The following is a 24,682-nucleotide window of genomic DNA, read 5'->3' as shown; positions in this document are numbered from 1 at the left end:
CTAGCTTCGCGATTCGGTCGCGGAGAATCACACTGCTGTCATTCCCAGATCAATTGAACCATGCCGCGATCTGGACGGTGACCCGATCACACGCGGGTTTCACGCGCAAGAGCGCACCGGGGTGGCTCACCTGGGCGACCGATAGAGTCCGCGCCATGGCTGTTCACCCCATCCGCGTCTACGGCGACCCGGTTCTGCACAACCCGACCCGCCGGGTGGAGGACTTCGACGACGAGCTGCGCACTCTCGTCGAGGACATGTTCGAGACGATGGCCGCGGCCAACGGCGTGGGCCTGGCGGCCAACCAGATCGGTGTCGACCTGAGGCTGTTCGTCTACGACTGCCCGGACGACGAGGGCGTCCAGCACCGCGGCCTGGTGATCAATCCCGAGCTGACGACCTCGGAGATCCCCGAGTCCATGCCCGACCCGGACGACGACTGGGAGGGCTGCCTGTCGGTTCCCGGCGAGTCCTACCCCACCGGCCGGGCGAGCTGGGCGAAGGTCACGGGGTCCGATGTGGACGGCAACCCGGTCGAGGACGAGGGAACCGGCTTCTTCGCCCGTTGCCTGCAGCACGAGACCGACCACCTCGACGGCTACGTCTACCTCGACCGGCTCACCGGCAGACACGTGCGCGCCGCGAAGAAGATGATCAAGCGCAACGACTGGGGAGTCCCCGGCCTGAGCTGGGACCCGGCGGAGACGGGCGACCCGTTCGCCGAATGAGCCGGGTGCGGCCGTACGGATGAACCTGTTGTCAACGACCGCAACTCGCCCGTAGCCTCGGGCACTGCACAAATCAATCCGCGGGAGCTCGCACCAACACCGGGCTGAGAGGGCGGCTGGAGAGATCCGGGGCCGCCGACCGCACGAACCTGACCGGGTAATGCCGGCGTAGGGAGTGGACGGCAGTGGCCGACGTGTATCCGAACGCATCCGGAATCACCACGGGACCCATCGAGGGATCCCGAAAGGTCTTCAGCAGCACCGAATCAGGGCTGCACGTGCCGTTCCGCCGCATCGAGCTGACCAACGGTGAGCACCTCGACGTCTACGACACGTCAGGGCCGTACACCGACGACAGCACCACCGTGGACGTCCACAGTGGACTTCTGCGAACGCGCGCGGGATGGCAGGACGGACGTGAGCACAACACCCAGCTGGGCTGGGCGAAGACGGGCGCGATCACCCGCGAGATGGAGTACATCGCGCACCGCGAAGGGGTTTCGCCGGAGTTCGTGCGCGACGAGGTCGCCTCGGGACGTGCGGTGATCCCGGCGAACCGGTGCCACCCGGAGAGCGAGCCGATGATCATCGGCAAGAACTTCCTGGTCAAGGTCAACGCCAACATCGGCAACTCCGCGGTCACCTCCTCGGTCGAGGAGGAGGTGGAGAAGATGGTGTGGGCGACCCGCTGGGGCGCCGACACCGTGATGGACCTGTCCACCGGCAAGCGCATCCACGAGACCCGCGAGCGCATCCTGCGCAACTCGCCCGTGCCGATCGGGACCGTGCCGATCTACCAGGCGCTGGAGAAGGTCGGCGACCCTGCCGATCTGACCTGGGAGATCTACCGGGACACCGTGATCGAGCAGTGCGAGCAGGGCGTCGACTACATGACCGTGCACGCGGGCGTGCTGCTGCGCTACGTCCCGCTGACCGCCCAGCGCGTCACCGGGATCGTCTCGCGCGGCGGGTCGATCATGGCCGCCTGGTGCCTGGCGCACCACAAGGAGAGCTTCCTCTACACCCACTACAGCGAGCTGTGCGAGATCCTGCGCGCCTACGACGTGACGTTCTCGCTGGGTGACGGCCTGCGCCCCGGTTCGATCGCCGATGCCAACGACCGCGCGCAGTTCGCCGAGCTGGAAACCCTCGGCGAGCTCACGCACATCGCCCGCGAGCACGACGTGCAGGTGATGATCGAGGGCCCCGGACACGTGCCGATGGACAAGATCGCGGAGAACGTGCGGCTGGAGGAGGAGCTGTGCGGTGAGGCGCCGTTCTACACGCTCGGCCCGCTGACCACCGACATCGCACCGGCCTACGACCACATCACCTCCGGCATCGGCGCGGCGATGATCGCCCAGGCCGGCACGGCGATGCTCTGCTACGTCACGCCCAAGGAGCACCTCGGCCTGCCGAACCGGGACGACGTCAAGACCGGCGTGATCACCTACAAGATCGCCGCGCACGCCGCCGACCTGGCCAAGGGCCACCCGAGGGCCCAGGAGCGGGACGACGCGCTGTCCACCGCCCGCTTCGAGTTCCGCTGGACCGACCAGTTCAACCTGTCGCTGGACCCGGACACCGCACGCGCCTTCCACGACGAGACGCTGCCCGCGGAACCGGCGAAGACGGCGCACTTCTGCTCCATGTGCGGGCCGAAGTTCTGCTCCATGAAGATCACCCAGGACGTCCGCAAGTACGCCGAGGAGCACGGCCTGACCAGCGTGGAAGCCATCGAGGCGGGCATGGCGGAGAAGTCCGAGGAGTTCACCCGCACCGGCGGCGAGGTCTACCTGCCGCTCGCGGCCAAGGAGTGATCCGGCGCTGGGGCGGCGCCGCCGGAGTCGCCCCAGCCCGCATCAGAACTCGTCGGTGGGAATGGTCAGGTCGAACGGCGCCGGGAGCTCGACCGGCTTGCCGAACGGGAAGAGCTCGCGCTTGCGGTATCTGCCCTCATGCGGTTCTGAGTGCACGAAGACGGCTGGGCCGTCCGCGGCGAACTCATCGATCAGTACGTAGAGCGGAATCTCCGCTTGCGCGTAGGACCAGAGTTTCTGCTTGCGGTCCACATCGGCATTGCTCTTCGAGGTGATCTCCACGATCAGCAACGCGCGTTCTGCGGGGACTGGCTGTGGATCCGAACGCCCGGGGATATCGGCACGGGGGACGACGACCAGATCCGGGATGAAGATACTTCTCCGCAGTGGAACGGCGATTCCGAGAGTCTGGAAGATCCCCAGCTCCCGGGGAACGGCACCGACCAGTTCGCGATGGACTACGTCGGCGATCATGTTGTGAGCGGGGCCCGGCGGCGGCGTCATGACGATCGTCTCCTCGATGATCTCCGCGCGCCAAGCCTTGTCCGGCAGGTCCAAGTGCTGCCAGTTCTGCACCAACTCGTCCCACGTCGAGTACGACGGTGCCGGAGCAGCATTCATAGCGCGGTCACCTCCTGTGTTGTTTTCGTCACGCACAGTACTCACCGCCTCTGACAATCTTGCGATCTGCCTGGTCACGAGCCTATCGGGAAACGTCCGGGACGTCAGCAGCTACGCGATACCGGGGATCACGCGGCACGTAGCATTCGGGGAATGCACGAGAGCACCGCCCCGCCCACCGCGTTGACCATCGCCGGATCGGATTCCGGCGGCAGTGCGGGCATGCACGCCGACCTGCGGACCTTCTTCGCCTGCGGGGTGCACGGCATGACCGCCGTGACGGCGGTGACCGTGCAGAACACCGTCGGCGTGACGGGCCTGGTGGAGATCCCGCCGGAGACGGTGGCCGCGCAGATCGACGCGGTGGCCTCCGACATCGGCGTCGGAGCGGCCAAGACCGGTGTGCTCGCCTCGGCCGCCACCATCGACGCCGCCCTGGATTCCTGCGACCGCCACGGGATCGGCAGGGGCGGCCGGACGCCGTTCGTGGTGGACCCGGTGGCCGCCTCGCGCAGCGGTGAGCCGCTGCTGCGCCCGGACGCGCTCGACGCGCTGCGCCGGCGGGCGTTCCCGCGGGCCACGCTGGCCACCCCGAACCTCGACGAGGTGCGCCTGCTCACCGGCATCGACGCCCGGACCCGCGGAGACCTGCTGGACGCGGCCAAGGCCATCCACGACTTCGGGCCGGAGTGGGTGCTGATCAAGAGCGGTCACCTCCTCGACGACCCCGAGTGCGTCGACCTGCTCTTCAACGGCACGGAGTCCATCGAGCTGCCCGGCCCGCGCTACGCCACCGAGCACACCCACGGCGCGGGCGACGTGTTCGCCTCGGCGATCACCGCCGCGCTCGCCAAGGGCGCCTCGGTGCCGGATGCGGTGCGCGGCGGCAAGCGGTTCGTCACCCGCAGCGTCGCCGACGCCTACCCCCTCGGCTCCGGCGTGGGACCAGTCTCGACCTTCTGGCGGGTCAGTCCTCGGTCGTACTGACCAATCAAATGAGTGATTCTCGCCCGCACCCTGTAACCCGATAGGTGCTACTCGTCGACATAAGTTGGAGAGACGCGTAATTCCAGGCGCGGAGCCCGGAGCGCGTGGCGAGGGAAACAGGGGTATGCGAGAGCGTGGCTAGAGCGGTGTTGACAAGGGCGCGGGGATGGATGGCCACCGAGGCGGGCGCACCGGATCCCCGGCAGCGCCAGTACGTGCTGCTGGTGGTGGCAGCCGTGATCGCCGGTACGTTCGTCGGCTGGTACTTCGAGCTGCAGACCCCGGTGCTGCTGGGGGCGCTGACCACCGTGCTCGCACTGACCGCCACCAGCGGTCAGGCGCTGCGCTCCGACCTGCGCCGGTTCGTGTGGCTGACGCCCGCGCTGGTGCTGATGATGGCCGTCGGGCCGATGTTGACCAAGGTCCCGGTGCTGGCCGGGCTCGCCGTGGCGGTCGTGGTGTTCGGCACCGGGATGCTGCCCGCGCTGGGTGAGCACTACCGGATCGGCGGGCAGATCTTCGCCGCCGCCACGCTGGTGACCACCACGACCGGCATCGGCAACGACCAGCCGTTCCTCGTCCTGCTGGCCTCGACCGTCGCGGGTGGTCTGTTCGCGCTGCTGCTGCGGGTGATCACCGGAGTCGCCGACCCCGGCCACGCGACCCGCGTCGCGGTCGCCCGGACGCTGCTGGTTCCCGGCCCCGGCGTGCTCGAATCCGCCGCGGGCGCTTGGCGTTCCGACGGCTCCAGCACGTGGCTCGGGCAGGTGCTGGCCGGTGCCGCCCGGTTCCGCGCCGCCCGCGAGACGCTGCTCGCGCAGGCTCAGCAGAGCGACCGGATCGAGGCCGAGCGGCTGCGCGAGATCGTCTCCGAAGCCGACCGCGTCGCCGCCGAGCTCGCCCGCGCGATCCGCTCCCGCGCCTGCACCGGTCTTCCGATGGTGGCCCGGCGCGACCCGGCGCAGGCGGTCGTCGCCCGGGGCGGTCGGCAGGACCTGCCCGACGCCGTCGCCGGCGTGAACCAGGGACTGGACCGGATCCGCGCGGCCGTGGTCGACCGCGACGAGCGCCCGGTGCCGCCGCCCGAGGTGGGCGCGCTGCGGGAGCGGCTGCGGGGCGCCGTGCGCGCCCACCTGTCGTTCCGGTCCTCGCTGTTCCGGCACGCGCTGCGCTGCACCCTGGCGGTGGCGGTCGGCATGGTGATCGTGCTGCTGCTGCGCGATCCGTCGGCGTCGAGCCTGCTGCTCGCGCTGTACGTGGTGCTGGCCCCCGCCGCGCGCGACAGCATGACGGGCGCGCTGGAACGCACCGGTGGCGCGGTTCTCGGCGTGACCGCGCTGGCCATCCTGATCACCCTGCTGCCCGGCGCCTACCTGCTGATCCCGCTGGTCATCGGCGGGATGCTGCTGAACATGCCGAGGCTGCGCGCCGAGTACCAGGCGGTGCTGGGCTGCCTGATCGTGATCACCGTGGTCGACCAGGCCATGGCGCTGGACCGCCCGCTGGTCAACGTCGGCATCAGCTTCGCGGCGAACACGGCGGTGGGCGCTGCGATCGCGCTGATCGTCGGGTACGTGAGCTACCTGGTGCTGCCGAGCAGCATCGTGCCGGACGTGCGCGGTGCCATCCGCTCCACGGTCTGGTCGGTGTCGGAGCTGCTGCGCAGCGTCCGCGCCTCCGGCCAGGGAGCGGACCTGCCGAAGGCCCTGCAGGCGGCGAACGTCCTCGCGCTGCGCCGGACCCAGGACCTGCTCGGCATGCCCGCGCTGCTGGACGGCACCGGCGAGGAGACCGACGACAACCACGCGACCCGCGCCGCCGCGATCGCGCTCGACGCGCTGCGCCAGGACGTCGCCACGCTGGCGTTCCGGCCCGCCGAGGAGCGCAAGGTCGCGGTGCCCGCGCTGCGCTCGGTCGACGACCTGCTGGGCGGGAAGTCCACGGCGAAGATCCCCGACATCCCGGCGAGCGGCGCCCCGGCCTCCGAGCTCCTGGCGAGCTCCCTGGTCGAGAACGCCCTGCACGCCCGCCAGGCCATCGACCGCACCTTCGGCTACGACAACCCGTGGAAGAGCTACACGATCAGCTTCGTCCGCCCCGAACGCCTCCACATCCGGTAGCGGTCCCAGTTTTAGTCATAACCGAGCCATGATCATGCCCGAAATGTCAGCTCAGTTATGACTAAAACTGGGACCTGGTGCGGCAGGGGTCGTCGTCTTCAGGTGTGGGACTCAGCCCATGGGGGTGCCGGGGCTGGAGGCTTGGGCCCAGAAGCGTTGGGGGATCCTCCCGGCTTGCGAGGCCAAGCGGCCCGCTTCGACGGCGCTCCGCATCGCCGTGGCCATGCGCTCGGGGTCCTGGGCGCGGGTGACCGCGGTGGCCAGGAGGACCGCTGAGCAGCCGAGTTCCATGGCCAGGGCGGCGTCGGAGGCAGTGCCGATGCCCGCGTCGAGGACGATCGGGACCTGCGCGCGGGAGACGATCATCTCGATGTTGTGCGGGTTGCGGATGCCCAGGCCGGTGCCGATGGGCGAGCCCAGCGGCATGACCGCGGCGCACCCGACCTCCTCCAGCTTCAGCGCCAGCACCGGGTCGTCGTTGGTGTAGGCGAGGACCACGAAGCCCTGGTCCACCAGCTGTTCCGCGGCGTCGAGGAGCTCGACCGGATCGGGCAGGAGGGTGTCCTCGTCGGCCACCACCTCCAGCTTGACCCAGTTCGTCCCCAAGGCCTCGCGCGCGAGCTGTGCGGTGAGCACCGCCTCGGCCGCGGTGCGGCAGCCCGCGGTGTTGGGCAACACCTCGATGCCCAGCTTGCCCAGCAGGTCGAGGACGCCGGTGCCGCCGCCGGCATCGGCCCTGCGCATCGCGACGGTGGTCAGCTCGGTGCCGGACGCGATCAGCGCGCGCTCCAGGACCGCGAGGTTGTTCGCCCCGCCGGTCCCGGTGATCAGGCGCGAACCGAACTCCCGACCTGCGATCACCAATGGGTCGTCCACGGTCACCCTCCTTGCACTGCGGTGAGGATCTCGATGGCGGCGTCGGCGTGCAGCACCGTGCTCGGCCAGGACGCGCGCGGCACCACCGCGCCGTCCACCGCCGCGGCCACGCCTCGTTCCGGCACGCCGAAGTCGTCCAGCACCGACGCGAGCGTGGCGTCGGGGCCGACGTCCCGCGCGTCGCCGTTGATCACGACGTTCACTGCATTCCTCCCAAACGGCTCGGATCGGTGGCCTTGATGAGCGGTTCCGGTTCTTCTCCGCGCAGCAGCGACAGCACGGCGTCGACCGTCACCGGGGTGAGCAGGAAGCCGCCGCGGTGGTGGCCGGTCGCGGCGAGCACTCCGGGCTCCAGCCAGCCGATCACCGGCAGGTTGTCGGTGGTGCTCGGGCGCAGCCCGGCGGTGGCCTCGACCAGCGCGTACTCGGCGATCCCCGGCATCACGGTCTCGGCGTCGGCGAGCAGGTCGCGGACGCCGCCCGCGGTGACCTCGGTGTCGAAGCCGACCTCGTGCTGGGTGGCGCCGAGCACCACGCCCCCGTCGTCGCGCGGCACCAGGTAGCAGGGCCGGCCGTGCACGGGTCCGCGCACGGTGCGGGTCGGTGGCGGTAACGCGGTAGCTCGTCGCCGGAGCCGCAGGATCTCGCCCTTGATCGGGCGGATCTTCCCGGCCAGCGACGGGTGCAGCGACACCGAGTGCGCGCCCGCGGAGATCACCGCGACATCGCACTCCACAGTGGACTCAGCGAGCTCCACCGCACCGGGCCGGACCCGCTCGGCGCGCTCCCGCACGAACTCGACGCCCGCCGCCTCCGCAGCCGCCAGCAGCGCGGCCAGCGCGAGCCTGTTGTCCACCGCGAGATCGCCGGGCACTTCCAGCCCGCCGCGCACCGCGGGCCCCAGCGACGGTTCCCGCTTGCGCAGCTCGCGGCTGGTGAGCCTGGTGACGCTGCGACCCAGACCCGCGAGGTAACCGGCGACGTTGTCGAGCTCCGCGCGGTCGGCCCCGTCGATGCCGACCATCAACGTGCCCTCGGTGCGCAGCCCCGACGGCAAGCCGGAGGCCCGGCCGAGCCGGTCGGCGAACTCCGGCCAGCGGTTCAGCGACGTCGAGCCGAGTTCGAGCAGCTCCTCCTCGCCGGGCCACGCCTCGGCGAGAGGGGCGAGCATCCCGCCCGCGACGTGCGAGGCACCCGACGCAGGCGCCGGGTCGACCAGGCTCACCCGGTTCCCGGCGGCAGCGGCCCGCCAGGCCACCGACAAGCCGACGACTCCACCGCCCACGACGACTACGTGATCGGTTCGCTTCTCAGACAATTCCACGCTCCCTGCGCCGGCATGACCCGGATCAGGTTCGACGGTCGGAGCCCTGCGCTCCCTCTCAGCCCGGTCCGCCGGGCTCCCGTGCTCACCACGCTCCACCGTACCCGTCCGCAGATCACGACGTCATGAGCAGTCAGCGGTCGCCCGGCGCCGCGGTGCCGGCGGCTCAGGCGGTGGAGGAGAACGCGGCTCCTCCGCATCCCTCAGCACCGCCTAGGCTGGGGCGCATGCCTGGACTGGACGGCTTCGGCATCCGCGCACGGCTCGCCGACGCGAAGTTGTACCTCTGCACCGACGCCCGCGGCGAGCGAGGTGATCTCGCGGAGTTCGCCGACGCCGCGCTCAGCGGCGGGGTCGACATCATCCAGCTCCGCGACAAGGGTCCCCACGGCTCTCCGCTGGAGGCCCGCCAGGAGCTCGCCGCGCTGGAGGTGCTGGCCGAGGCGTGCGTTCGGCACGGCGCGCTGCTCGCGGTCAACGACCGCGCGGACATCGCGATGGCCGCCGAGGCGGACGTGCTGCACCTGGGCCAGGACGACCTGCCCGTCGACGTCGCCCGCCGCGTGGTGGGTGATGACGTGGTGATCGGCCGGTCCACCCACGACGCCGCCCAGGCCCATGCCGGCGCGACCGAGCGCGGCGTGGACTACTTCTGCACCGGCCCGGTGTGGACGACGCCGACCAAGCCCGGGCGCCCCGCCGCCGGCATCGACCTGGTCCGGCGCACCGCCGAGCACGGTGGGCACGGTCGCCCGTGGTTCGCCATCGGCGGCATCGACGCCGACAACCTCGGCGAGGCCGTCGAGGCGGGAGCCGAGCGCGTCGTGGTGGTCCGCGCGATCACCGAGGCCGAGGACCCCGCGGCGGCCGCCCGCGACCTGCGCTCGCGACTTCCCTGAGCACGACGCCGACGACCCCCGGGACCGATGATCCCGGGGGCCGTCGTGCTGCGTGAGGTGGCGATCCCGGAGGGAACCGCCACCGAGGATCACTGGGTGACCAGGGAGACCCCGTAAGCCGACAGCGCTTCGCCGACGGGCTGGAAGTAGGTCGTGCCCCCGCTGCTGCAGTCGCCCGAACCGCCCGAGGTCATGCCCTGGGCCTGGTCGCCCGCGATGAACGAGCCACCGGAGTCGCCCGGCTCGGCGCAGACGTCGGTGCGGGTCAGGCCCTCGACGGTGCCCTGCTCGTACTGCACGGACTGGTTCTTGGCCTCGACCGTGCCGCAGTGCCAGCCGGTGGTCGAACCGGAGCGGCAGATCGACGCGCCCTCGGAGGCCTCGGACGAACCGGCGACACCGACGGTGCCACCGCTGTAGTCGTTGACGGCGCCGACCGGGGTGTCGTCGTCGCCGGTGGAGATGTACGAGTAGTCGTCGCCCGGGAAGGACGAGCCCTCGAACGTGCCGCTGGGCTCGGTGGTGGTGTCGCCGGAGCCACCGCAGTGGCCGGCGGAGACGAACCCACCATCCACGGCGAAACCGACGGAGCAGCGAGCGCCGCTACCGATGTAGTAGGCGTTGCCGCCGACCACGTCCATCAGGGTCCGGGGCTGCTCCTGCGACTCGACGACCTTCACCGCGTCGGCCGGAACGCCCGCGGCCTGCGCGAACTGCGCGGCCTCGGCAGCGGCACCCGGCTTGACGGTGACGACGACGGCGTTCTGCTTGCCGCTGGCGTACCAGCCGGTGACGCTCTTCGGGGCCTGCGCCTTGCCTGCGTTGAGACCGTCGACGACACCGTTGAGCTGCTGGACGCTGAAGGCGACCTGGCGGACCTCGGCACCGGCCGCGCGGACCTGCTCGGAGCGGGCCGCGTCGGTCACGCCGACCACGAGCTTGCCGGTCGCGGAGTCGAAGTAGGCGCCGCCGAAGGAGTCGGCTAACGCGTCGCGCAACGTGCTCTCAGTGCGCTGCGCCGCGGATTCGAGCTTGAGCCGGTCGAGGGCCTGCACCTCGGTGAGGCCGAGGTCGCGCTGCATCGCCTCGAGCAGCGTCCCCGCCACCGGAGCGGCAGTGGGCGCGGTGGCGGTGGCCGGCATGGTCAGCGCGGCAACCGTTCCCGCGGTGACCAGAACGGTCCCGGCAATGCGAGCCGCGAGTCTGCTTTTCATCTCGTGTCTCCCTTGTAGTGACCTGATCTCTCAAGGCCCCGTCGCCGGTCCAGTATCAGATCTCCTCAGGGAAATCACATCCAGCTTTTAGCGCAATGTGCGCAAATCAACTCCGAACAGTTGTTGATCACGGCCGCGATTCCCGATCATTTCACCGTTTTTCGCATTTATCCGGGAATCGGTCCCGGGACCGTCGATTCAGGAGCCGACTGCGTGACCGAGGATTGCGTTGCGGACGAACCGGTTTCGCTCGGCGACGGGGTGGGCGGCTGCTCGCTGGGCCGGGGCTGCTCGCTGCTGGTCGGCGGAGCGGAGGGTTCCGTCGTGGGCATCTCGCTGGTCGGAGCAGGCTCGCTGGTCGTGGGCTCAGCCGGCGGATTCTCAACCGGAGCCCGCGGCACCGGCCTGAAGACCTGACCGAGCGTCGTGCCGTCGTCACCGCCCGAGAGCGGGCGCCCGGTGACGCCCTCGAAACCGGTCACCAGCAGCATGCTCACCGCGAACACCGCCGAGCAGGTCGCGCCGACCAAGGTCCAGCGCCCCCACCTGCGGCGCGGCACCGGCGGCGAGAGGACGGTCCGGGTTTCCCGCTCCACCAGCTCGGTCGCCGGCCCCTCGACGGCTTCGCCGCCGGGCCACTGCAGACCGCTGACCTGGAGCTTCCGGGTCGCCACCTCGGTCCCGACCTGCCCCGGTGGAACGCGGCGCTGCCGCAGCACCGACGCCCTGGCCGCGGCGACCACGGCCTTCTCCTTGGTCTTCTCGATCGACCGCTGGTAGAGCGCGCCGCCGACGGTGATGATCACGCTGGTCAGGGCAGCGCCCACCACGGTCCCGGCGACGCCCAGCCGCGAGCCCAGGAACGCCGCGGTCACCGACGCCAGCGCCGCACCACCGACCTGGGCCGGTGAGACCTGAGTCTTCTTCTCGCTCTGCCGCTCCGGCTGATCTTCAGCCGAATCCGCGCCGCCCCTCGCCATTTCCCTCACACACGCAATTGGAGTCGCTCATCTCGCACTGCCAACGCGCGCGCCGGGCCGGTTTTCTCCGCAGCACCCGTTTTCGTGAGGACTCCCACGACGTGTAACGAAAATCGGTGTCACTGCGCGAAAAGGCGATTGCGCACCGTTATCGCCACTCAAGCGGGCGGATTGAGCCGGGCGACGAACTTGTAGCGATCTCCGCGGTAGATCGAGCGAACCCATTCGACCGGCCGGCCCTCGGTGTCGAAGGAGTGGCGCGACAGCAGCAGCATCGGCAGGCCGACGTCGGAGCCGAGGAGCTCGGCCTCCTCCGGGCTGGCCAGCGCGGTCTCGATGGTCTCCTCGGCGTGGCCGAGCTCGACGTCGAAGCTCTCCCGCAGCACCTGGTACAGCGAGCCGCCGGACTCCAGCTGCGCGGTCAGGCCGCGGAACCGGGCGAGCGGCAAGTGCGTGGTCTCTATGGCCATCGGTTCCGCGTCGGCCAGCCGCAGCCGGCGCAGGCGCAGCACCGCGGAACCGGCCTTGGTGCCCAGCAGCACCGCGAGCTCCTCGTCGGCGGCCTCCTCGACGACCTCCAGCAGCCGCGAGGTGGGCTGCCTGCCCTGGGCCCGCATGTCCTCGGTGTAGGAGGACAGCTGGAGCCGCTGGGCGACCTTGGGCTTGGCGGCGAAGGTGCCCTTGCCCTGCACGCGGAGCAGCCGTCCCTCGACGGTCAGCTCGGCCAGCGCCTGGCGGACGGTGGTGCGCGAGACGTCGAACTCGGAGGCCAGCGAACGCTCGGTCGGGATCGACGAACCGGGCGGCATCGACCGCAGCAGGTCGAGCAGGTGCTGCTTGAGCCCCCAGTACTTCGGTTCCCGCGGCGCGCGCCCCTGCGAATCCGCCCCGCCGGACACGGTCGTGTCGAGCATCGTTCCTCCTACCCGCCGCAGCCTGACCACCGAGCATGCCCGACAGCGCGGCCGCGCGGAACGCGTCTCCGGCAGGTCGTGCGCAATGATCAATTCAGACTTTGGTGTGCGAGCACACTAACGCCGATTCCTCTTGACAATGAGTGTCGCTCAACACGATCCGTGACGCCCCGGCGGTCGCCCGGAAGCCGACCATCGGACGAACCGGAGGTGCTTCTCGGTTCCGGACCGAGTAGAATTGGTCTGGACCTTATGGAAGGGATGGGCCCGAGATGTCCGCCAACCCCGGCAACCACATGAAGGCAGAGATCGAGCAGCAGCCGGCGATCTTCGCGGATCTGCTGGCAGCCCGAGAGCAGTTCGCCGAGGTCGCGGCGGTCATCGCCGAACGACGCCCGCGATTCGCCCTGCTGGCGGCACGCGGCTCCAGCGATCACGCGGCGCTGTACGCCAAGTACCTGATCGAGGTGCTCCTGCAACTCCCCGTCGGCCTGACCTCGCCGTCCACGACGACCCTCTACGGCGCGCAGCCCGACCTCACCGACGTCCTGCTGCTGACGGTCAGCCAGAGCGGCGGGTCGCCGGACCTGCTCGCGGTCACCGAGTCGGGCCGGGCGCGCGGAGCGCTCACCGTCGCGGTCACCAACACCACCGACTCCCCGCTGGCCTCGGCCGCCGAGCACTCGCTCAACATCCGAGCGGGCCAGGAGCAGGCCGTCGCCGCCACCAAGACCTACAGCGCGACCCTGCTGGCGTTGTACCTGCTCATCGATGCCGTTCGCGGCGGAGCGGCGGAGCAGGCACGAGCCCTGCCGGACCTCGCGGCCACCGCGCTCACCGACGCGACCGACCCGGTGGAGGAGGCGGTGCAGCGGTACCGCTTCGCCGGGCGGATGGTCACCACCGGTCGCGGGTACTCGCTGGCCACCGCGCACGAGACCGCGCTGAAGCTCGCCGAGACCAGCTACCTGTCGGCCCGCTCCTACAGCGGGGCCGACCTGCTGCACGGCCCGGTCGCGGCCATCGACGCCGAGACCGCCGTGCTCGCGCTCTGCAGCGCCGGGCTGGGTGGCGAGTCGACCCGCGAGGTCGTCGAGGCGGTGCACCGGCGCGGGGCCGACATCTGCGCGATCGGTTCCGCCGCGGCGAAGACCCCGGCCGCGCACCGGATCCCGGTTCCGGAATCAGCCGAGGAGGTCGCCCCGATCCTGGAGATCCTCCCCGCCCAGCAGCTGGCCCTGGGCCTGGCCCTGGCCAGGGGGATCGACCCCGACAATCCGCGCGGCCTGCAGAAGGTCACCCGGACCACGTGACCGCGGGGGCGGAAGACCCGGCCGGGACTTCCGCCCTCAGAGGGTGTAGATCTCGCGGGCCGTCGTGTCGAAGACCGCGGTCCGCTCGGAGTCGCTGAGGCCGGAGGTGAGCTCCTTGGTCAGGCCGAGGACTTCCGAGTAGGTGGCGGCGAGCAGGCAGACCGGCCAGTCGGAGCCGAACATCACCCGGCTCGGCCCGAACGCGTCCAGGACCACGTCCACGCAGGCGCGCAGCCGCGACGGGTCCGGTTGTGCCGCCCACTCGTCCTGGGTGACCAGGCCCGACAGCTTGCAGACGACGTTGGGGTGCGCCGCCAGCGCGCGGATCCGGCTCGCCCACGGTTCGAGCTCACCGGAGGCCACCGGCGGTTTCGCGCAGTGGTCGAGCACGAACGTCAGCTGCGGGTACTGCCCGGCCGCCTTGATCGCGGCGGGCAGCTGGTGCGGGCGGATCAGGAGCTCGTAGAGCAGCCCGGCGTCCTCCACGGCGCCGAGCCCGGCCAGCACCTCGGGCCGGATCAGCCAGTCCGGGTCGGGCTCGTCCTCGACCTGGTGCCGGATGCCGCGCAGCCAGCCGCCCGAGGGGTGGGTGTGCAGCCGGCCGATCTGCTCGCGGGTGTCCCTGGCGGTGAGGTCCACCCAGCCGATGACCGCGGCCACGCGGTCGACGGTCTCCGCCAGCACCAGCATCTCCGGGGTCTCGTCCGGATCTGCGACCGTCTGCACGAGCACGGTCGCGTCCACCGAGGTGCCCCGGATCGCGGCCTGCAGGTCGGACGGCCGGAAGTCGCGCCGCAGCGGATCCATTTCCGGGCCGGTCATCCAGGGCTGGTCGCGGACGTCGAGGTCCCACAGGTGGTGGTGGGTGTCCACGGTCATCGAGCGCCTCCGCGGATGTCCACATCAGACTGAACGCGGCAGGCGCTCGTACGGGCGTCGCCCATTGCTTCACTTCTCCCCGACCGATGAAACGACGACTCGATGTATAGCGGCTCGCTGCGATCGAGACCAGGCCTCGACTTGACCACTTCTCGTCGTAGCGACCGCCGATTCCGCCGCGCGAGAGTACAAAGAGCGCATGCACGGTGATGACACGGCCCTCGTCCTCGGACTGGACGTCGGTGGGACCAGCAGCCGCGCCCTGGTCAGCGATCTGACCGGACGGGTGCTGGGGACCGGCGAGGCCGCAGGGGGCAATCCGAACTCGCACCCGGCGGGCGACGCCGTAGCGCAGATGGCCGCCGCCGCCCGGGAAGCGCTCGGCGGCCACGACCCCGCGGCGGTGCGCGGATGCGTGCTCGGCATGGCCGGGGTGAGCAAGATGGCCGACCCCGCGTTCGTCGAGTTCTTCCGCGGCGAGTGGGGCCGGCTGGGACTGGGTTGCGAGACCACACCGGTCAGCGACGGCGTCGTCGCCTTCGCCGCCGGGACGCCCGAACCGAGGGGCACGGTGCTCATCGCCGGGACCGGCGCGGTCTCCGAGCGCATCGAGGACCACCGCACCGCCGCGACCATCGGCGGCTGGGGCTGGCTGCTGGGCGACGAGGGGTCGGCCTACTGGCTGGGCCGCGAGGCCGTCCGCGCCACCCTGCGCGCGCTGGAGCGCGGGGCCCTCGTGGAGGGCCTGGCCGAGGCCGTGTGCGACCACCTCGGCGTGCGCCCGGAGCGCAAGGCGCTGATCGCCGCGGCCAACGCGGGGGAACCGATCCGCCTCGCCGAGCTCGCACCCCTGGTCACCAGCGCCGAGGACGACGCGGCCGAGGACATCGTGCACCGCGCGGCGGTGCTGCTGGCCGACACGGCCGCGACCGCCCGGCCGGACCAGCACTCACCGGTGGTCCTCGCGGGCGGTCTCCTCGCCCCGGACAACCGCATCGGCCAGGCCATCAGGGCGGAGCTCGAAGCCCGCTCGTGGCCGGAACCCCGCACCGCAGGCCCAGGAGCGGCGGCAGCCGCGTGGCTAGCGGCACTCCCCCTCACCCAGGACCCCGCCGCCCTGCACAAGACGCTCCTCCCCTGACGTCACCGAAAACGGAGGAGTTGTTTCAGATTGCGGCGGTAGCCGCTGTTTCAGGTGTGGGACTCAGCCGGCACCGCCGCGGGTTCTGACACGTCTTCTGGCGAGTACGCCGCGACGCCGTGTATTGGCATACAAAAGGAGTGGCGCACGGAGTCCAGAAGACGTGTCAGGTTCCGCCACCCGCACCGCCAAGCAGGCCGACCACGGAACAGCACCCCGGTCAGAGCAGGCCGACGTCGGCGAGACCTTGGCGGATGACCTGGAGCTCCTGCTCGTCGGGTTCCACGAGCGGGAGGCGGGTCGTGCCGACGTTGCGGCCGAGGAGCCCGAGCGCGGCCTTGACCGGGACCGGGTTGGTGGTGACGCCCAGGGCCGAGTACAGCGGCTTCAGGCCGGCGTCGATCTCGCCGCGGCGGGCGGGATCGGTGACCATCTCCTTCATCTGCGGGCCGACCAGGTGGCTGGCCACGAGGATGCCGCCGAGGGCACCGAGGTCGAGGGCCTGGGCGAAGCCGTCGTCGTTGCCCGCGTAGAGGCCGAGCCCGTCGACCTGCGCCAGGGCGTCGTTGTCGGCCTGCTTGACGTAGTCGAGGTTGTCGATCTGGCCGAGCTCGGCGAGCAGGTCGTGGTCCAGCGACAGGCCGATCCGGGACGGGACGTTGTAGAGGACCACCGGCTTGTCGGTGGCCTTGCCGATCTCGGTGAAGTGCCGGATGAGGCCGCGCCGGTTCGGCTTGTTGTAGTACGGGGTCACCGACAGGATGCCGTCGGCGCCGATCTCCGTGACGCGCTCGGTCATCCAGCAGGCGTGCGCGGTGTTGTTGGAGCCGGTCGAGGCGATCACCGTGACGCCCTCGGGCCGTTCACCGACGGCCAGCTCCACCAGTCGCAGGTGCTCGGCGTCCGACAGCGTCGGCGCCTCGCCGGTGGTGCCGCACACCACGACTCCGTCGGATCCGTTGGCCAGCAGGTGTCGGAACAGGTCCAGGAACGCTTCTTCGTCGACCTTCTGCCGGTCGTCGAACGGGGTCACGATCGCGGTGATCACGCTGCCTAGAGACATGAGCGCATTGTGCGCCCACGTCGCGGAGGTGTCACATCGCGGGTTCCCGCGGATGGCGGATCCCGGGGTGGTCCGCGGGCAGGCAGCGGCGCATGACCCACCAGCTCACGGCGACGCACACCGCGACCAGCGGCCAGGTCAGCACGAGCTGCGCGACGGTCAGCGGACCGGTCGCCCCGGCCAGCCACAGCGGGATGAACACGACCAGCCGCACGAGGTACTGCCCGACCCACACCCAGCTGGCCCTGCTGTAGGCGCGCAGCAGCACAGGATCGTGCCGCCACCTGCGGCCTTGCCTGAGCGCGAAGCCGACGACCACGCCGAGCAGCGGCCAGCGGATCGCGATGCTGGTCATCCACGCCAGCGCGCTCAGCGCGTTGCTGGCGAGGCGAGGCAGGAAGAAGTCCGCGGCGTCGCCGGTGCGGATCGCGATGAGCGCTCCCAGCATCACCACCAGCAAGCTGATCAGCACGGCCAGCGGGCGGGCGCCCTTGCGGAGCCGGTAGCCGCCGAGGATCGCGCCGACGATCATGGCCGCCGCGCTGCCGATGACGATCGACTCGCCGCCGAGGAACCAGCCCGCGCCGAAGGCGACGGGCGGCAGGCTCGCGTCGACCGCGCTGCCGCGTCCGCCGAGCAACCGCATGAACGAATCGCGGTCGTCCCGCTCGATGTCCGTCTGCCCCTGCGTCACGAGACTAAGCCTGCCCTAACTTCCGCCGGAACCAAAACCCCGTTCCGGCGACCAGGCGCTTCTGCCGGGGCCGACCGGGCGAATCGGTCACCCCACGTCTACCCGAGGCGGCGGGCTCGTTCCACCAGGGTGGCGATTTCGTTGGCGATCGTCGGCTTGTCGGCGGGCTGGCAGGCAACGGCGTCCTGCCCCTCGGCCCGCTCACCCCGCATCACGTAGCGGCCCTGATCGGTGTCGAACCAGATGAGGTTGGGCACACGTGCGCGGCGCGCTCCCGCCACGACGAAGTGACCGAAGCGGAACTTCGGCCTGGAGGTCACGGCGCGCAACTCCGGCAGGCCCTCGATGTCGGCGTCGGCGGGCATCCCGCCACGCCGGTCGGCGACCGCGCGCAAGGCGGAGCCCGCACCGGTCGGCGCGTCCGGCAGCAGCTCGGCGGCGGTGCGCGGCAGATCGGTCGGCGGCAGGAAGGTCATCCGCATGCCCCGGCCGTCGAAGATCCCGAGCACACCGACCTCGCCGGTGGCCACCACGCGCGCTGACAGCCTGCGCCCGGCCCGCACGTCGAGGAGCCCCGCGGCCGCGATCGACACCTCGGAGCTGCACAGCAGGTACAGCGCGTCCTCGACCTCCGGTTCCGGGCGGCCGTTGCGCGCGAACCCGGAGGACTCCAGCTCCTGCCAGACCCGCTGGGCGAGGACGTCGCGGTCCTCCGCGAGCTCGGCGACGCGCGGCAGCTCGAAGGGGTATTGCCGGACGGTGAGGTTCAACTGCTCACCGAGCAGATCGACCGCAGGGGCCGACAAGGTGATCGTCTCCACCATCACAGCTCACATTTCGCATTAGCGGTACCCAGTGTTATCAGTGCGCCCGGGGACGAACCGGCCCGAAGCCGGTTCACCAGGCGGTTCGCGGCGTCAGAAGTCCCGGAAGCTCGCCGGGGACTCGCCGAGCACCGGCGGCGCCACGAGGCGACCGCCGTCGTCGTCGTCCCACAGCTCGTCGGCCTCGATGAGGAACTGCGGCACCGCACCGCTGCCGGTTTCGCCCGGCTTGTAACCGGTGCCCGCGCGCAGGTCGTCACCGCCTTCGCGACGCTCTTCCTTGAAGTCCTCGGCCGACCACGAGGTGTTCCGGCCGTACCCGGCGCGGTTCGCGCCCGCCCAGGCGCCTGCCGATCCCATCGGCCCGAACCCGCCGTCGGCGCGTTCGTTGACCTTCGGAGCGCGCACCGTCCTGGCCTTCGCGCGTTGGTCCGGCTGCTGCTGCGCCTCCGGCGGACGCTGCTCCGGCGAGCGCGGCGGCGGTTGCTGCGCACCGGGCTGTTCTGCCGGCGTCTGCTGCTGCGGCGACGGTGGTCCCGCCGGGCGCGGCGGGGGCGGCGCCATCGGCGGCGGGCCCGGTTGACGTGGCGGACGCTGACCGCCGTTCGGCGGCGCGGGCATGCCCGCAGGCGGCGACGCGTGCTGCGGCGGAGGACCCGCCGGTGCCTGGTGGGGCGCCGGCGGCTGGTTCGGCGGCGGCCCTGGGTTCGGTGGCGGGCCTTGGCCCGCCGGTGCCTGGTTCGGCGGCGGGCCCTGATTCGGCGTGCCCTGGTTCGCCGGCGGGCCCTGATTCGGTGGGCCCTGGTTCGGCGGCGGGCCCTGGTTCGCCGGTGCCTGGTTCGGCTGCGGGCGGTTCTCCGGGGGCGGGCCGACCTGCGGCATCGGGCCGCTCGGCGGGCCCTGCGGAGGGCTCGCCGGGCGCGGACCGCTCGGCGGGCCGACCGGGGGCAGCCCGGCGGGCGGGCCCGGAGGAGGCGGAACGTCCTGTCGCGCAGCGGGATCCGGACGGGCCGGCTCGACCACCGGCGCTTCCGGCGGTTCGGGCATCAGCGGCCGCGACGGCTCCACCGGCGGCGGTGCGTCGGAGACCTGCGGGACCGGAACGCTGGGCGGACCATCGGCGATCGGGCCGCCGAGCAGGCCGTCGCGCACCTGCGGCTGCGGACCGCTGTCCGGAGCCGGGTCCGTTGCGGGACGGTGGTTCTCGGGCGGCAGCAGCGACCCGCTCAGGCTGGCGCCCTCGGAGCGCCCGTGGCGTGATTCGTCCGGCTCCACCAACGAACCGGACATCTCGGCCGGTCGCGCCGGGGAACCACCGAGGTCGCCGGACAGCGAGGGCAGACCTCCGGTGGACGGGCGCGAGGGCTCGGTCACCGGCCTGCTCGCCGTGCCCGGTCCGCCCTGCGCCTGCTCGAAGCGGTCGGGAAGTTGTTCCATCCGCTGCCAGACGGCGAACGGGTGCGGGTCACCGGCGAGCGCCGCCAGCTCTGCGCGCACGTCGAAGTGCCCCGGGCGCTGCGCGGCCGGAGCCGGGCGCGCGGGAGGCGCGGGTGCGGGCACGGGCGGCGGACCTCCTGGCCCGGAGTCGCTCAGCGAACCCCGCAACGGCGGTTCCGCCCGGCGCCGGCCTCCCGGCTCCGGACCGCCTCGCCGGTTCGGCGACTCGAATCCCGCCGGCCCCGGCGCGGACGCCGGATTCTGCGGTGCCGTCACGATTCCCCCAGATCTGCAGGACAGTTGCGGAGACCGACGATCAGAATCGCGGCCACAACGGAACCGACGCAATGCCCCACGTCGCCGTTCCCCATCAACCGGCCACGACGACGAGAGCGCGCAACACCCGCTCAGACGTCCTGCGAACGGATGCGCGTGGAGCGCTGACCTGCACCGATCGCGTCATCGTGGGCCCCCTTGTCACTTCTGTTACCGCCGAAGGACACTAGCAGCTGCCGTTCACCCGTATCGGTGTTTCTCGGCAAGATCCACCTTCTCGACCCCGTGACGAGCGAATACACCGCACATCAAGGAAAAGCATCGTTTTCGCAAAGTCAACAGACCAATCGGACATATTTCCAAGACTGTCCCGTGCCGTATGTCACTCGGCCGGAACCTTCGGTGGCGTAGGTGCGTTCGCGAGGGCCACTGTTGATTCGCACCATCACGCAGGTGGGGATGAGCAGAAGGGGACGGGACGACATGGGATCGGGGCGCTGGGACAACTTCGTCGCGCTGGGTGACAGCTTCACCGAAGGTCTGGCCGATGCCACTGCCGAGGCCGATGTTTACCGCGGCTGGGCGGATCGGTTGGCGGCGCACATCGCCGTGCGCGACCCGGATCTGCGCTACGCGAACCTCGCGGTGCGCGGGAAGCTGATCCGCCAGATCGTCACCGACCAGGTCCCGCAGGCCATCGCGCTCAACCCGTCGCTGGTGGCGCTGACCGCAGGTGGCAACGACATCATCCGCCCGGGCAGCGACCCCGACCTGGTGGCGGAGCTCTTCGAGGACGCCGTGAGCCGCATCCGCGCGACCGGGGCCGACGTGCTGATCGGCACGGGTTTCGACACCGCGCGCACCCCGGTGCTCAAGCACGTGCGCGGCAAGGTCGGCACCTACAACTCGCACCTGCGCTCGATCGCCGACGCGCACGGCTGCTACGTGATGGACCTGTGGTCGATGCGGGTGCTGCAGGACCCGAGGGCCTGGTGCGAGGACCGGCTGCACCTGTCGGCCGACGGCCACCGCCGGGTCGCGCTGCGCGCCTGCGAATCGCTCGGCATCACCACCGCCGAGGACTGGAACGAACCGTGGCCGGACCTGGACGAACGCACCTGGCAGGAGCAGGCCGCGGAAGACATCAAGTGGGCCCGCGAGTACCTGGCCCCCTGGATCAGCCGCCGCCTCCGAGGCGTCTCCAGCGGAGACGGCAGAACCGCCAAACGCCCCTGCCTCGAAAAACTCCCCACGAACTGCACGTGACAACAACGCCGCCCAAGCACGTCAGGCAAGCACCGAAGGTGCTTTCGCACTACCCCACCTGAGCACCTGGCACCGCCGGGGGTTCTGAGCGGCTTCGTGGCGAGCACGCCGCGACGCCGTGTATTGGCATACATCAGGAGTGGCGCGCGGAGTCCACGGAGCCGCTCAGGTTCCCCCACCCGCACCGCCAAGCAACTCAGCCGCAGACCCCCACGAACAAAGACAGACGCTCGGGCGGCTCCCCCGAACCGTCCGAGCGCCTGCACACCCCCACATCCGGTTCCCCGGATGCCCTAACCCCCTGCGGTCGTCCCGACCGCGTACGGCCGGGACGACCGGGGCGACAATCCCCCCTAGGACTTCCCCCAGAGCCGCCCGTGCACGGATCAAGCACGGTTTGATCCGCCACGATCAAAGTTCCCAGTCGCTGCTACACGTCCGCTAAACGCGCGCTAAACGGTCGTTCAGCCGGGCTGTCCGACGACCTCGTCGAGCCGCTGCCGCACCTCTGTGACCTTCGGTGATCCCTCCACCTCGAAGATCGACAGCGCGGTCTCCCAGCGGGTGCAGGCGACGGGGATGTCGCCGCGCAGCCGTGCGGCGTCGCCGAGTCCGAGGTTGGCCGAGCCCTGCCGCACGGCCGAGCCGCACTGCCGGGCCACGTCGAGCGCTTCGTGGTGGAAGCGCTCGCCGTCCTCGATGCGGCCGAGCTCGATGCTGACCTCGCCGCAGTTGTTGAGCACCATCGCGAGGGTTTCCAGGTCATCGGCCTCGCGGTAGAGGTCTTCGGCCTCGCGGAGGTGTCTCAGCGCGGCTTCCAGCTCGCCGTTGACCTGCTCGACCATCGCCAGGTTGTTGAGCGCACCGGCCACGAAGTAGCGGTCGCCGAGCGAGCGGTAGACCTTCAGCGCGTCCTTGGAGTGCACCTTGGCCTCTTCGTAGCGGCGCAGCCGGAACAGCACGCTGGAGAGGTTGACCTGCGTCATCGCGAGGCGTTCGGAGTCGCCGGTCTGCACGGCGACCCGGTAGGACTCCTCGTAGTGCGCGAGGGCCTCGTCGAGCTGCCCGGACCGGGCGCAGGCGACGCCGAGCCCGGCCGACATGAGCACCTTGCCGACGGGATCGGCGACCGCGCGGGCGGATTCGGCGCCGTCGGAGTAGATCCTGATCCAGTCCTCCCAGGGGCAGCGGACCATCAGGTAGTTGAACTGCAGGCGGGCCAGCGGCCAGGCCATGTCGTGCAGTCCGGCGGCGTTGGCGGCGCGGACCCCTGCGACCAGGTTCGGCCACTCGGCGTCGAACCACTCGAGGGCTTGCGAGCGGGACGTGATCTCGGGGCGGTGCTCGCTCGCCGCCGAGAAGTCGAGCTCGTCGCGGGCCGGGCGGAGGAAGCGCCGCGCGTGGTCGGCGGAGCACAGGTAGTGCCCCAGCAACCGGCGCAGGGCCTCGGTGTCGTCGCTGCCTGCGGGGAGCTCCCGCGCGTACGCGCGCAGCAGGTCGTGCATCCCGAAGCGGTCCGGTTCCGGTTCGGTGACCAGGTGCGCGAGGGCCAAGGCGCGCAGCCTGCGCTGCGCGGCGGCCGGGTCGGTCCCGCACAGGGCGGCCGCGGCGTGCGCGGTGAAGGTCTGGCCGGGGACCAGGCCGAGCATCCGGAAGGTCTCGGCGTGCACCGGCGGCAGGCTGCGGTAGGAGATGTCGAAGGCGCGGCGCACGCTGGTGTCGGCGTCGTCGTCGATGTCGAGGCCCTGCAACCGGGTTCGCTCGTCGGCGAGCTCGTGCACCAGGTCGGAGACGCCGCGCGCGGGGTTGGCGGCCAGCCGGGCAGCGGCGATGCGCAGCGCCAGCGGGAGTCCGCCGCAGAGCTCGGCGAGTTCGGCCGCGGCATCGGGTTCGGCCGCCGACTTGCCGGGAACGCCTGCGCGGTCGAGCAGTTCGATGGCGGTCTCGGTGGGCAGCGTTTCCAGCGGCAGCACCCGCGCGCCCGAGCGCACCACGAGTCCGTCGAGCCGCTTCCTGCTGGTGACCACGACCACCGAGGCGGCGCTGCCCGGCAGCAGCGGCAGCACCTGGTCGGAGTCGCGGGCGTTGTCCAGCAGCACCAGCACCTTCCGCTTGGCCAGCAGTGACCGGTAGAGCGCTGTGCGGTCGTCGATCTCGACCGGGATCGCGTCGGCCGCCACGCCGAGCGCCTTGAGCATGCTGGTCAGCGCCTCGCCGGGGGTGAGCGGTTCGTGCTCGGAGTCGAAGCCGCGCAGCGAGGCGTAGAGCTGGCCGTCGGGGAACTGCTCGGAGACCCGGTGCGACCAGGTCAGCGCGAGCGCGCTCTTGCCGACTCCGGCCGTGCCGGTGAGCACCGTGATCAGGCCGGATCCCTCTTCGCGCGTGTCCAGCATCGCCTGCAGGGTGGCCAATTCCAGCTTGCGGCCGACGAAACCGGCTGGTGCGGGAGGGAGTTCAGCGGGGACCGGGCGACGGATGCCCAGTCCGGGTTCGACCCGGCTGGGGTGGTTGCGCAGCGCGGGGTCGTCGCGCAGCAGCTTCTCGTAGAGCTCGCGCAGCTCGGGACCGGGATCGATACCGAGCTCGTTGGACAACCGGTGGCGCAGCTCGTGGTAGCGGGCCTGGGCCTCCGCGCGGTGCCCGGCGCGGTAGTTGGCGAGCATCAGCTGACCGGTCAGCCGCTCGCGCACGGGGTGCTGATCGACGAGGGTGGCGAGTTCGGCGACGAGCTGGTGGTGCCTGCCCAGCTCCAGGTCGGCGGCGATGCGCTCTTCCAGCGCCAGCAGCCGGAGCTCGTCGAGGTTGGGCGCCACCATCCGGTAGAGCCTGCTGCCGGCGATGTCGGCGAGCACGGGTCCGCTCCACAGCGAGAGGGCCTCGGTGAGCAGGCGTGATCGTTCGGCGGGCTCGAGCCCGTGCGAGCGGTTGATCAGGCTGCGGGCGCGGTGCGCGTCGATCCGGTCGCCGTTGACCCGCAGCAGGTACCCGGGTGCGCGCGTGATGATCTCGGGACCACCGGTGCCGAAGAACTTGCGCAGCCGGGACACGTAGCCCTGGATGATCGTGCGCGCGCTGACCGGTGGTTCGTCGTCCCACAGGGTGTCGATCAGCCGGTCCATCGGCACGACCTGGTTGGGCTCCAGCAGCAGGCAGGCGAGCAGAGCGCGCACCGGCGTGCGCCCAGCTTCCAGCGGAACGCCATCGAGGTGCACCTCGAGCGGACCGAGCAGGCGGAATTCGAAGCCTGCGGTCCCCTCTAAGCTGCCGTGCGGCGTCATTCTCACCCAATTCGACTTCTGGCCCGTT

The 24,682-nt window shown here is 71.1% G+C and carries 21 protein-coding genes and 1 riboswitch; of the genes, 8 read left to right on the top strand and 13 right to left on the bottom strand.

What is annotated here, in order from left to right:
• Positions 1-155: 155 nt before the first annotated feature.
• Positions 156-728: a peptide deformylase gene (locus FHU35_RS27195; protein WP_145744899.1), complete on the top strand. Its 573-nt coding sequence runs from the start codon at positions 156-158 to the stop codon at positions 726-728.
• Positions 729-913: 185 nt separating this feature from the next.
• Positions 914-2,548 carry a phosphomethylpyrimidine synthase ThiC gene (gene thiC / locus FHU35_RS27190; protein WP_186459645.1) on the top strand — a complete coding sequence of 545 codons (1,635 nt, stop codon included), beginning with the start codon at positions 914-916 and terminating at the stop codon, positions 2,546-2,548.
• 42 nt (positions 2,549-2,590) lie between these two features.
• Here the strand turns inward: thiC and FHU35_RS27185 are convergent, their stop codons facing one another.
• Positions 2,591-3,247: a Uma2 family endonuclease gene (locus FHU35_RS27185; RefSeq protein ID WP_246110609.1), complete on the bottom strand. Its 657-nt coding sequence runs from the start codon at positions 3,245-3,247 to the stop codon at positions 2,591-2,593.
• Positions 3,248-3,322: 75 nt separating this feature from the next.
• Between FHU35_RS27185 and thiD the strand changes: the two genes are divergently transcribed.
• Complete coding sequence (gene thiD, locus FHU35_RS27180) at positions 3,323-4,156, top strand: bifunctional hydroxymethylpyrimidine kinase/phosphomethylpyrimidine kinase (RefSeq protein ID WP_145744897.1); 834 nt, start codon at positions 3,323-3,325, stop codon at positions 4,154-4,156.
• 170 nt (positions 4,157-4,326) lie between these two features.
• The gene (locus tag FHU35_RS27175) at positions 4,327-6,276 is read left to right on the top strand and encodes an FUSC family protein (RefSeq protein WP_186459644.1); all 1,950 of its coding nucleotides are present in this window, start codon (positions 4,327-4,329) and stop codon (positions 6,274-6,276) included.
• A gap of 111 nt (positions 6,277-6,387) precedes the next feature.
• Here FHU35_RS27175 and thiG read toward each other — a convergent pair whose 3' ends face one another.
• The 3 genes from thiG to thiO all read right to left on the bottom strand — a co-directional run bounded on the left by thiG (position 6,388) and on the right by thiO (position 8,470).
• Positions 6,388-7,152, bottom strand: coding sequence for a thiazole synthase (thiG, locus tag FHU35_RS27170; protein WP_145744893.1), 765 nt, complete (start codon positions 7,150-7,152; stop codon positions 6,388-6,390).
• A 2-nt stretch (positions 7,153-7,154) separates the two neighbouring features.
• Entirely contained in the window at positions 7,155-7,355 is a 201-nt protein-coding gene (gene thiS, locus FHU35_RS27165; protein WP_145744891.1) for a sulfur carrier protein ThiS, read from the bottom strand.
• Positions 7,352-8,470 (bottom strand): glycine oxidase ThiO, encoded by a 1,119-nt coding sequence (thiO, locus tag FHU35_RS27160; protein ID WP_145744888.1) that lies wholly within the window; start codon positions 8,468-8,470, stop codon positions 7,352-7,354. The genes thiS and thiO overlap by 4 nt, the downstream gene beginning before the upstream one ends.
• Positions 8,462-8,569, bottom strand: a riboswitch (TPP riboswitch). (Overlaps the previous gene by 9 nt.)
• Positions 8,570-8,703: 134 nt before the next feature.
• Between thiO and thiE the strand changes: the two genes are divergently transcribed.
• The gene (thiE, locus tag FHU35_RS27155) at positions 8,704-9,375 is read left to right on the top strand and encodes a thiamine phosphate synthase (protein ID WP_145744886.1); all 672 of its coding nucleotides are present in this window, start codon (positions 8,704-8,706) and stop codon (positions 9,373-9,375) included.
• An 89-nt stretch (positions 9,376-9,464) separates the two neighbouring features.
• Here thiE and FHU35_RS27150 read toward each other — a convergent pair whose 3' ends face one another.
• The 3 genes from FHU35_RS27150 to FHU35_RS27140 all read right to left on the bottom strand — a co-directional run bounded on the left by FHU35_RS27150 (position 9,465) and on the right by FHU35_RS27140 (position 12,483).
• Complete coding sequence (locus FHU35_RS27150) at positions 9,465-10,589, bottom strand: S1 family peptidase (protein WP_145744884.1); 1,125 nt, start codon at positions 10,587-10,589, stop codon at positions 9,465-9,467.
• A 167-nt stretch (positions 10,590-10,756) separates the two neighbouring features.
• A complete protein-coding gene (locus FHU35_RS27145) occupies positions 10,757-11,569 on the bottom strand; it encodes a superantigen-like protein SSL4 (RefSeq protein ID WP_145744882.1) in 813 nt (270 codons plus the stop codon).
• A 158-nt stretch (positions 11,570-11,727) separates the two neighbouring features.
• Positions 11,728-12,483 carry a GntR family transcriptional regulator gene (locus tag FHU35_RS27140; protein ID WP_145744880.1) on the bottom strand — a complete coding sequence of 252 codons (756 nt, stop codon included), beginning with the start codon at positions 12,481-12,483 and terminating at the stop codon, positions 11,728-11,730.
• Between the two features lie 272 nt (positions 12,484-12,755).
• On the opposite strand from FHU35_RS27140, the gene FHU35_RS27135 reads away from it, so the two are divergent.
• Positions 12,756-13,796 (top strand): SIS domain-containing protein, encoded by a 1,041-nt coding sequence (locus FHU35_RS27135; protein WP_145744878.1) that lies wholly within the window; start codon positions 12,756-12,758, stop codon positions 13,794-13,796.
• 36 nt (positions 13,797-13,832) lie between these two features.
• Here FHU35_RS27135 and FHU35_RS27130 read toward each other — a convergent pair whose 3' ends face one another.
• The gene (locus tag FHU35_RS27130) at positions 13,833-14,675 is read right to left on the bottom strand and encodes an amidohydrolase family protein (protein ID WP_145744876.1); all 843 of its coding nucleotides are present in this window, start codon (positions 14,673-14,675) and stop codon (positions 13,833-13,835) included.
• Positions 14,676-14,874: 199 nt separating this feature from the next.
• Between FHU35_RS27130 and FHU35_RS27125 the strand changes: the two genes are divergently transcribed.
• The gene (locus tag FHU35_RS27125; RefSeq protein ID WP_145744874.1) at positions 14,875-15,816 is read left to right on the top strand and encodes an N-acetylglucosamine kinase; all 942 of its coding nucleotides are present in this window, start codon (positions 14,875-14,877) and stop codon (positions 15,814-15,816) included.
• 220 nt (positions 15,817-16,036) lie between these two features.
• Here the strand turns inward: FHU35_RS27125 and dapA are convergent, their stop codons facing one another.
• The 4 genes from dapA to FHU35_RS30255 all read right to left on the bottom strand — a co-directional run bounded on the left by dapA (position 16,037) and on the right by FHU35_RS30255 (position 19,957).
• Positions 16,037-16,879: a 4-hydroxy-tetrahydrodipicolinate synthase gene (gene dapA / locus FHU35_RS27120; protein WP_145744872.1), complete on the bottom strand. Its 843-nt coding sequence runs from the start codon at positions 16,877-16,879 to the stop codon at positions 16,037-16,039.
• A gap of 31 nt (positions 16,880-16,910) precedes the next feature.
• A complete protein-coding gene (locus FHU35_RS27115) occupies positions 16,911-17,525 on the bottom strand; it encodes a DUF3159 domain-containing protein (RefSeq protein ID WP_145745393.1) in 615 nt (204 codons plus the stop codon).
• 146 nt (positions 17,526-17,671) lie between these two features.
• Positions 17,672-18,397, bottom strand: coding sequence for an ESX secretion-associated protein EspG (locus tag FHU35_RS27110; protein WP_145744870.1), 726 nt, complete (start codon positions 18,395-18,397; stop codon positions 17,672-17,674).
• Positions 18,398-18,490: 93 nt separating this feature from the next.
• On the bottom strand, positions 18,491-19,957 hold the full coding sequence (locus FHU35_RS30255) for a hypothetical protein (RefSeq protein WP_145744868.1): 1,467 nt from the start codon (positions 19,955-19,957) through the stop codon (positions 18,491-18,493).
• A gap of 612 nt (positions 19,958-20,569) precedes the next feature.
• Between FHU35_RS30255 and FHU35_RS27100 the strand changes: the two genes are divergently transcribed.
• Positions 20,570-21,376, top strand: coding sequence for an SGNH/GDSL hydrolase family protein (locus FHU35_RS27100; RefSeq protein WP_246110607.1), 807 nt, complete (start codon positions 20,570-20,572; stop codon positions 21,374-21,376).
• A gap of 464 nt (positions 21,377-21,840) precedes the next feature.
• Here the strand turns inward: FHU35_RS27100 and FHU35_RS27095 are convergent, their stop codons facing one another.
• Positions 21,841-24,654, bottom strand: coding sequence for an AfsR/SARP family transcriptional regulator (locus tag FHU35_RS27095; RefSeq protein WP_145744867.1), 2,814 nt, complete (start codon positions 24,652-24,654; stop codon positions 21,841-21,843).
• Positions 24,655-24,682 lie beyond the last annotated feature (28 nt).

Origin of the sequence: Saccharopolyspora dendranthemae, assembly GCF_007829955.1 — a bacterium.
Classification (GTDB): domain Bacteria; phylum Actinomycetota; class Actinomycetes; order Mycobacteriales; family Pseudonocardiaceae; genus Saccharopolyspora; species Saccharopolyspora dendranthemae.
Note: the sequence above shows the minus strand (reverse complement) of the source record. Positions and strands in the feature narration are given on the sequence as shown.

Coding starts and splice junctions, on each gene's coding strand:
- FHU35_RS27115 (WP_145745393.1), bottom strand. CDS start 17,525: ATGCGGTTGCTCGGCGGACGCGGCAGCGCGGTCGACGCGAGCCTGCCG.
- thiE (WP_145744886.1), top strand. CDS start 8,704: ATGCCTGGACTGGACGGCTTCGGCATCCGCGCACGGCTCGCCGACGCG.
- FHU35_RS27175 (WP_186459644.1), top strand. CDS start 4,327: ATGGCCACCGAGGCGGGCGCACCGGATCCCCGGCAGCGCCAGTACGTG.
- FHU35_RS27100 (WP_246110607.1), top strand. CDS start 20,570: ATGAGCAGAAGGGGACGGGACGACATGGGATCGGGGCGCTGGGACAAC.
- FHU35_RS27130 (WP_145744876.1), bottom strand. CDS start 14,675: ATGACCGTGGACACCCACCACCACCTGTGGGACCTCGACGTCCGCGAC.
- FHU35_RS27150 (WP_145744884.1), bottom strand. CDS start 10,589: ATGAAAAGCAGACTCGCGGCTCGCATTGCCGGGACCGTTCTGGTCACC.
- thiD (WP_145744897.1), top strand. CDS start 3,323: ATGCACGAGAGCACCGCCCCGCCCACCGCGTTGACCATCGCCGGATCG.
- FHU35_RS27095 (WP_145744867.1), bottom strand. CDS start 24,654: ATGACGCCGCACGGCAGCTTAGAGGGGACCGCAGGCTTCGAATTCCGC.
- FHU35_RS27195 (WP_145744899.1), top strand. CDS start 156: ATGGCTGTTCACCCCATCCGCGTCTACGGCGACCCGGTTCTGCACAAC.
- FHU35_RS27140 (WP_145744880.1), bottom strand. CDS start 12,483: ATGCTCGACACGACCGTGTCCGGCGGGGCGGATTCGCAGGGGCGCGCG.
- FHU35_RS27125 (WP_145744874.1), top strand. CDS start 14,875: ATGCACGGTGATGACACGGCCCTCGTCCTCGGACTGGACGTCGGTGGG.
- dapA (WP_145744872.1), bottom strand. CDS start 16,879: ATGTCTCTAGGCAGCGTGATCACCGCGATCGTGACCCCGTTCGACGAC.
- FHU35_RS27135 (WP_145744878.1), top strand. CDS start 12,756: ATGTCCGCCAACCCCGGCAACCACATGAAGGCAGAGATCGAGCAGCAG.
- FHU35_RS27110 (WP_145744870.1), bottom strand. CDS start 18,397: ATGGTGGAGACGATCACCTTGTCGGCCCCTGCGGTCGATCTGCTCGGT.
- FHU35_RS27145 (WP_145744882.1), bottom strand. CDS start 11,569: ATGGCGAGGGGCGGCGCGGATTCGGCTGAAGATCAGCCGGAGCGGCAG.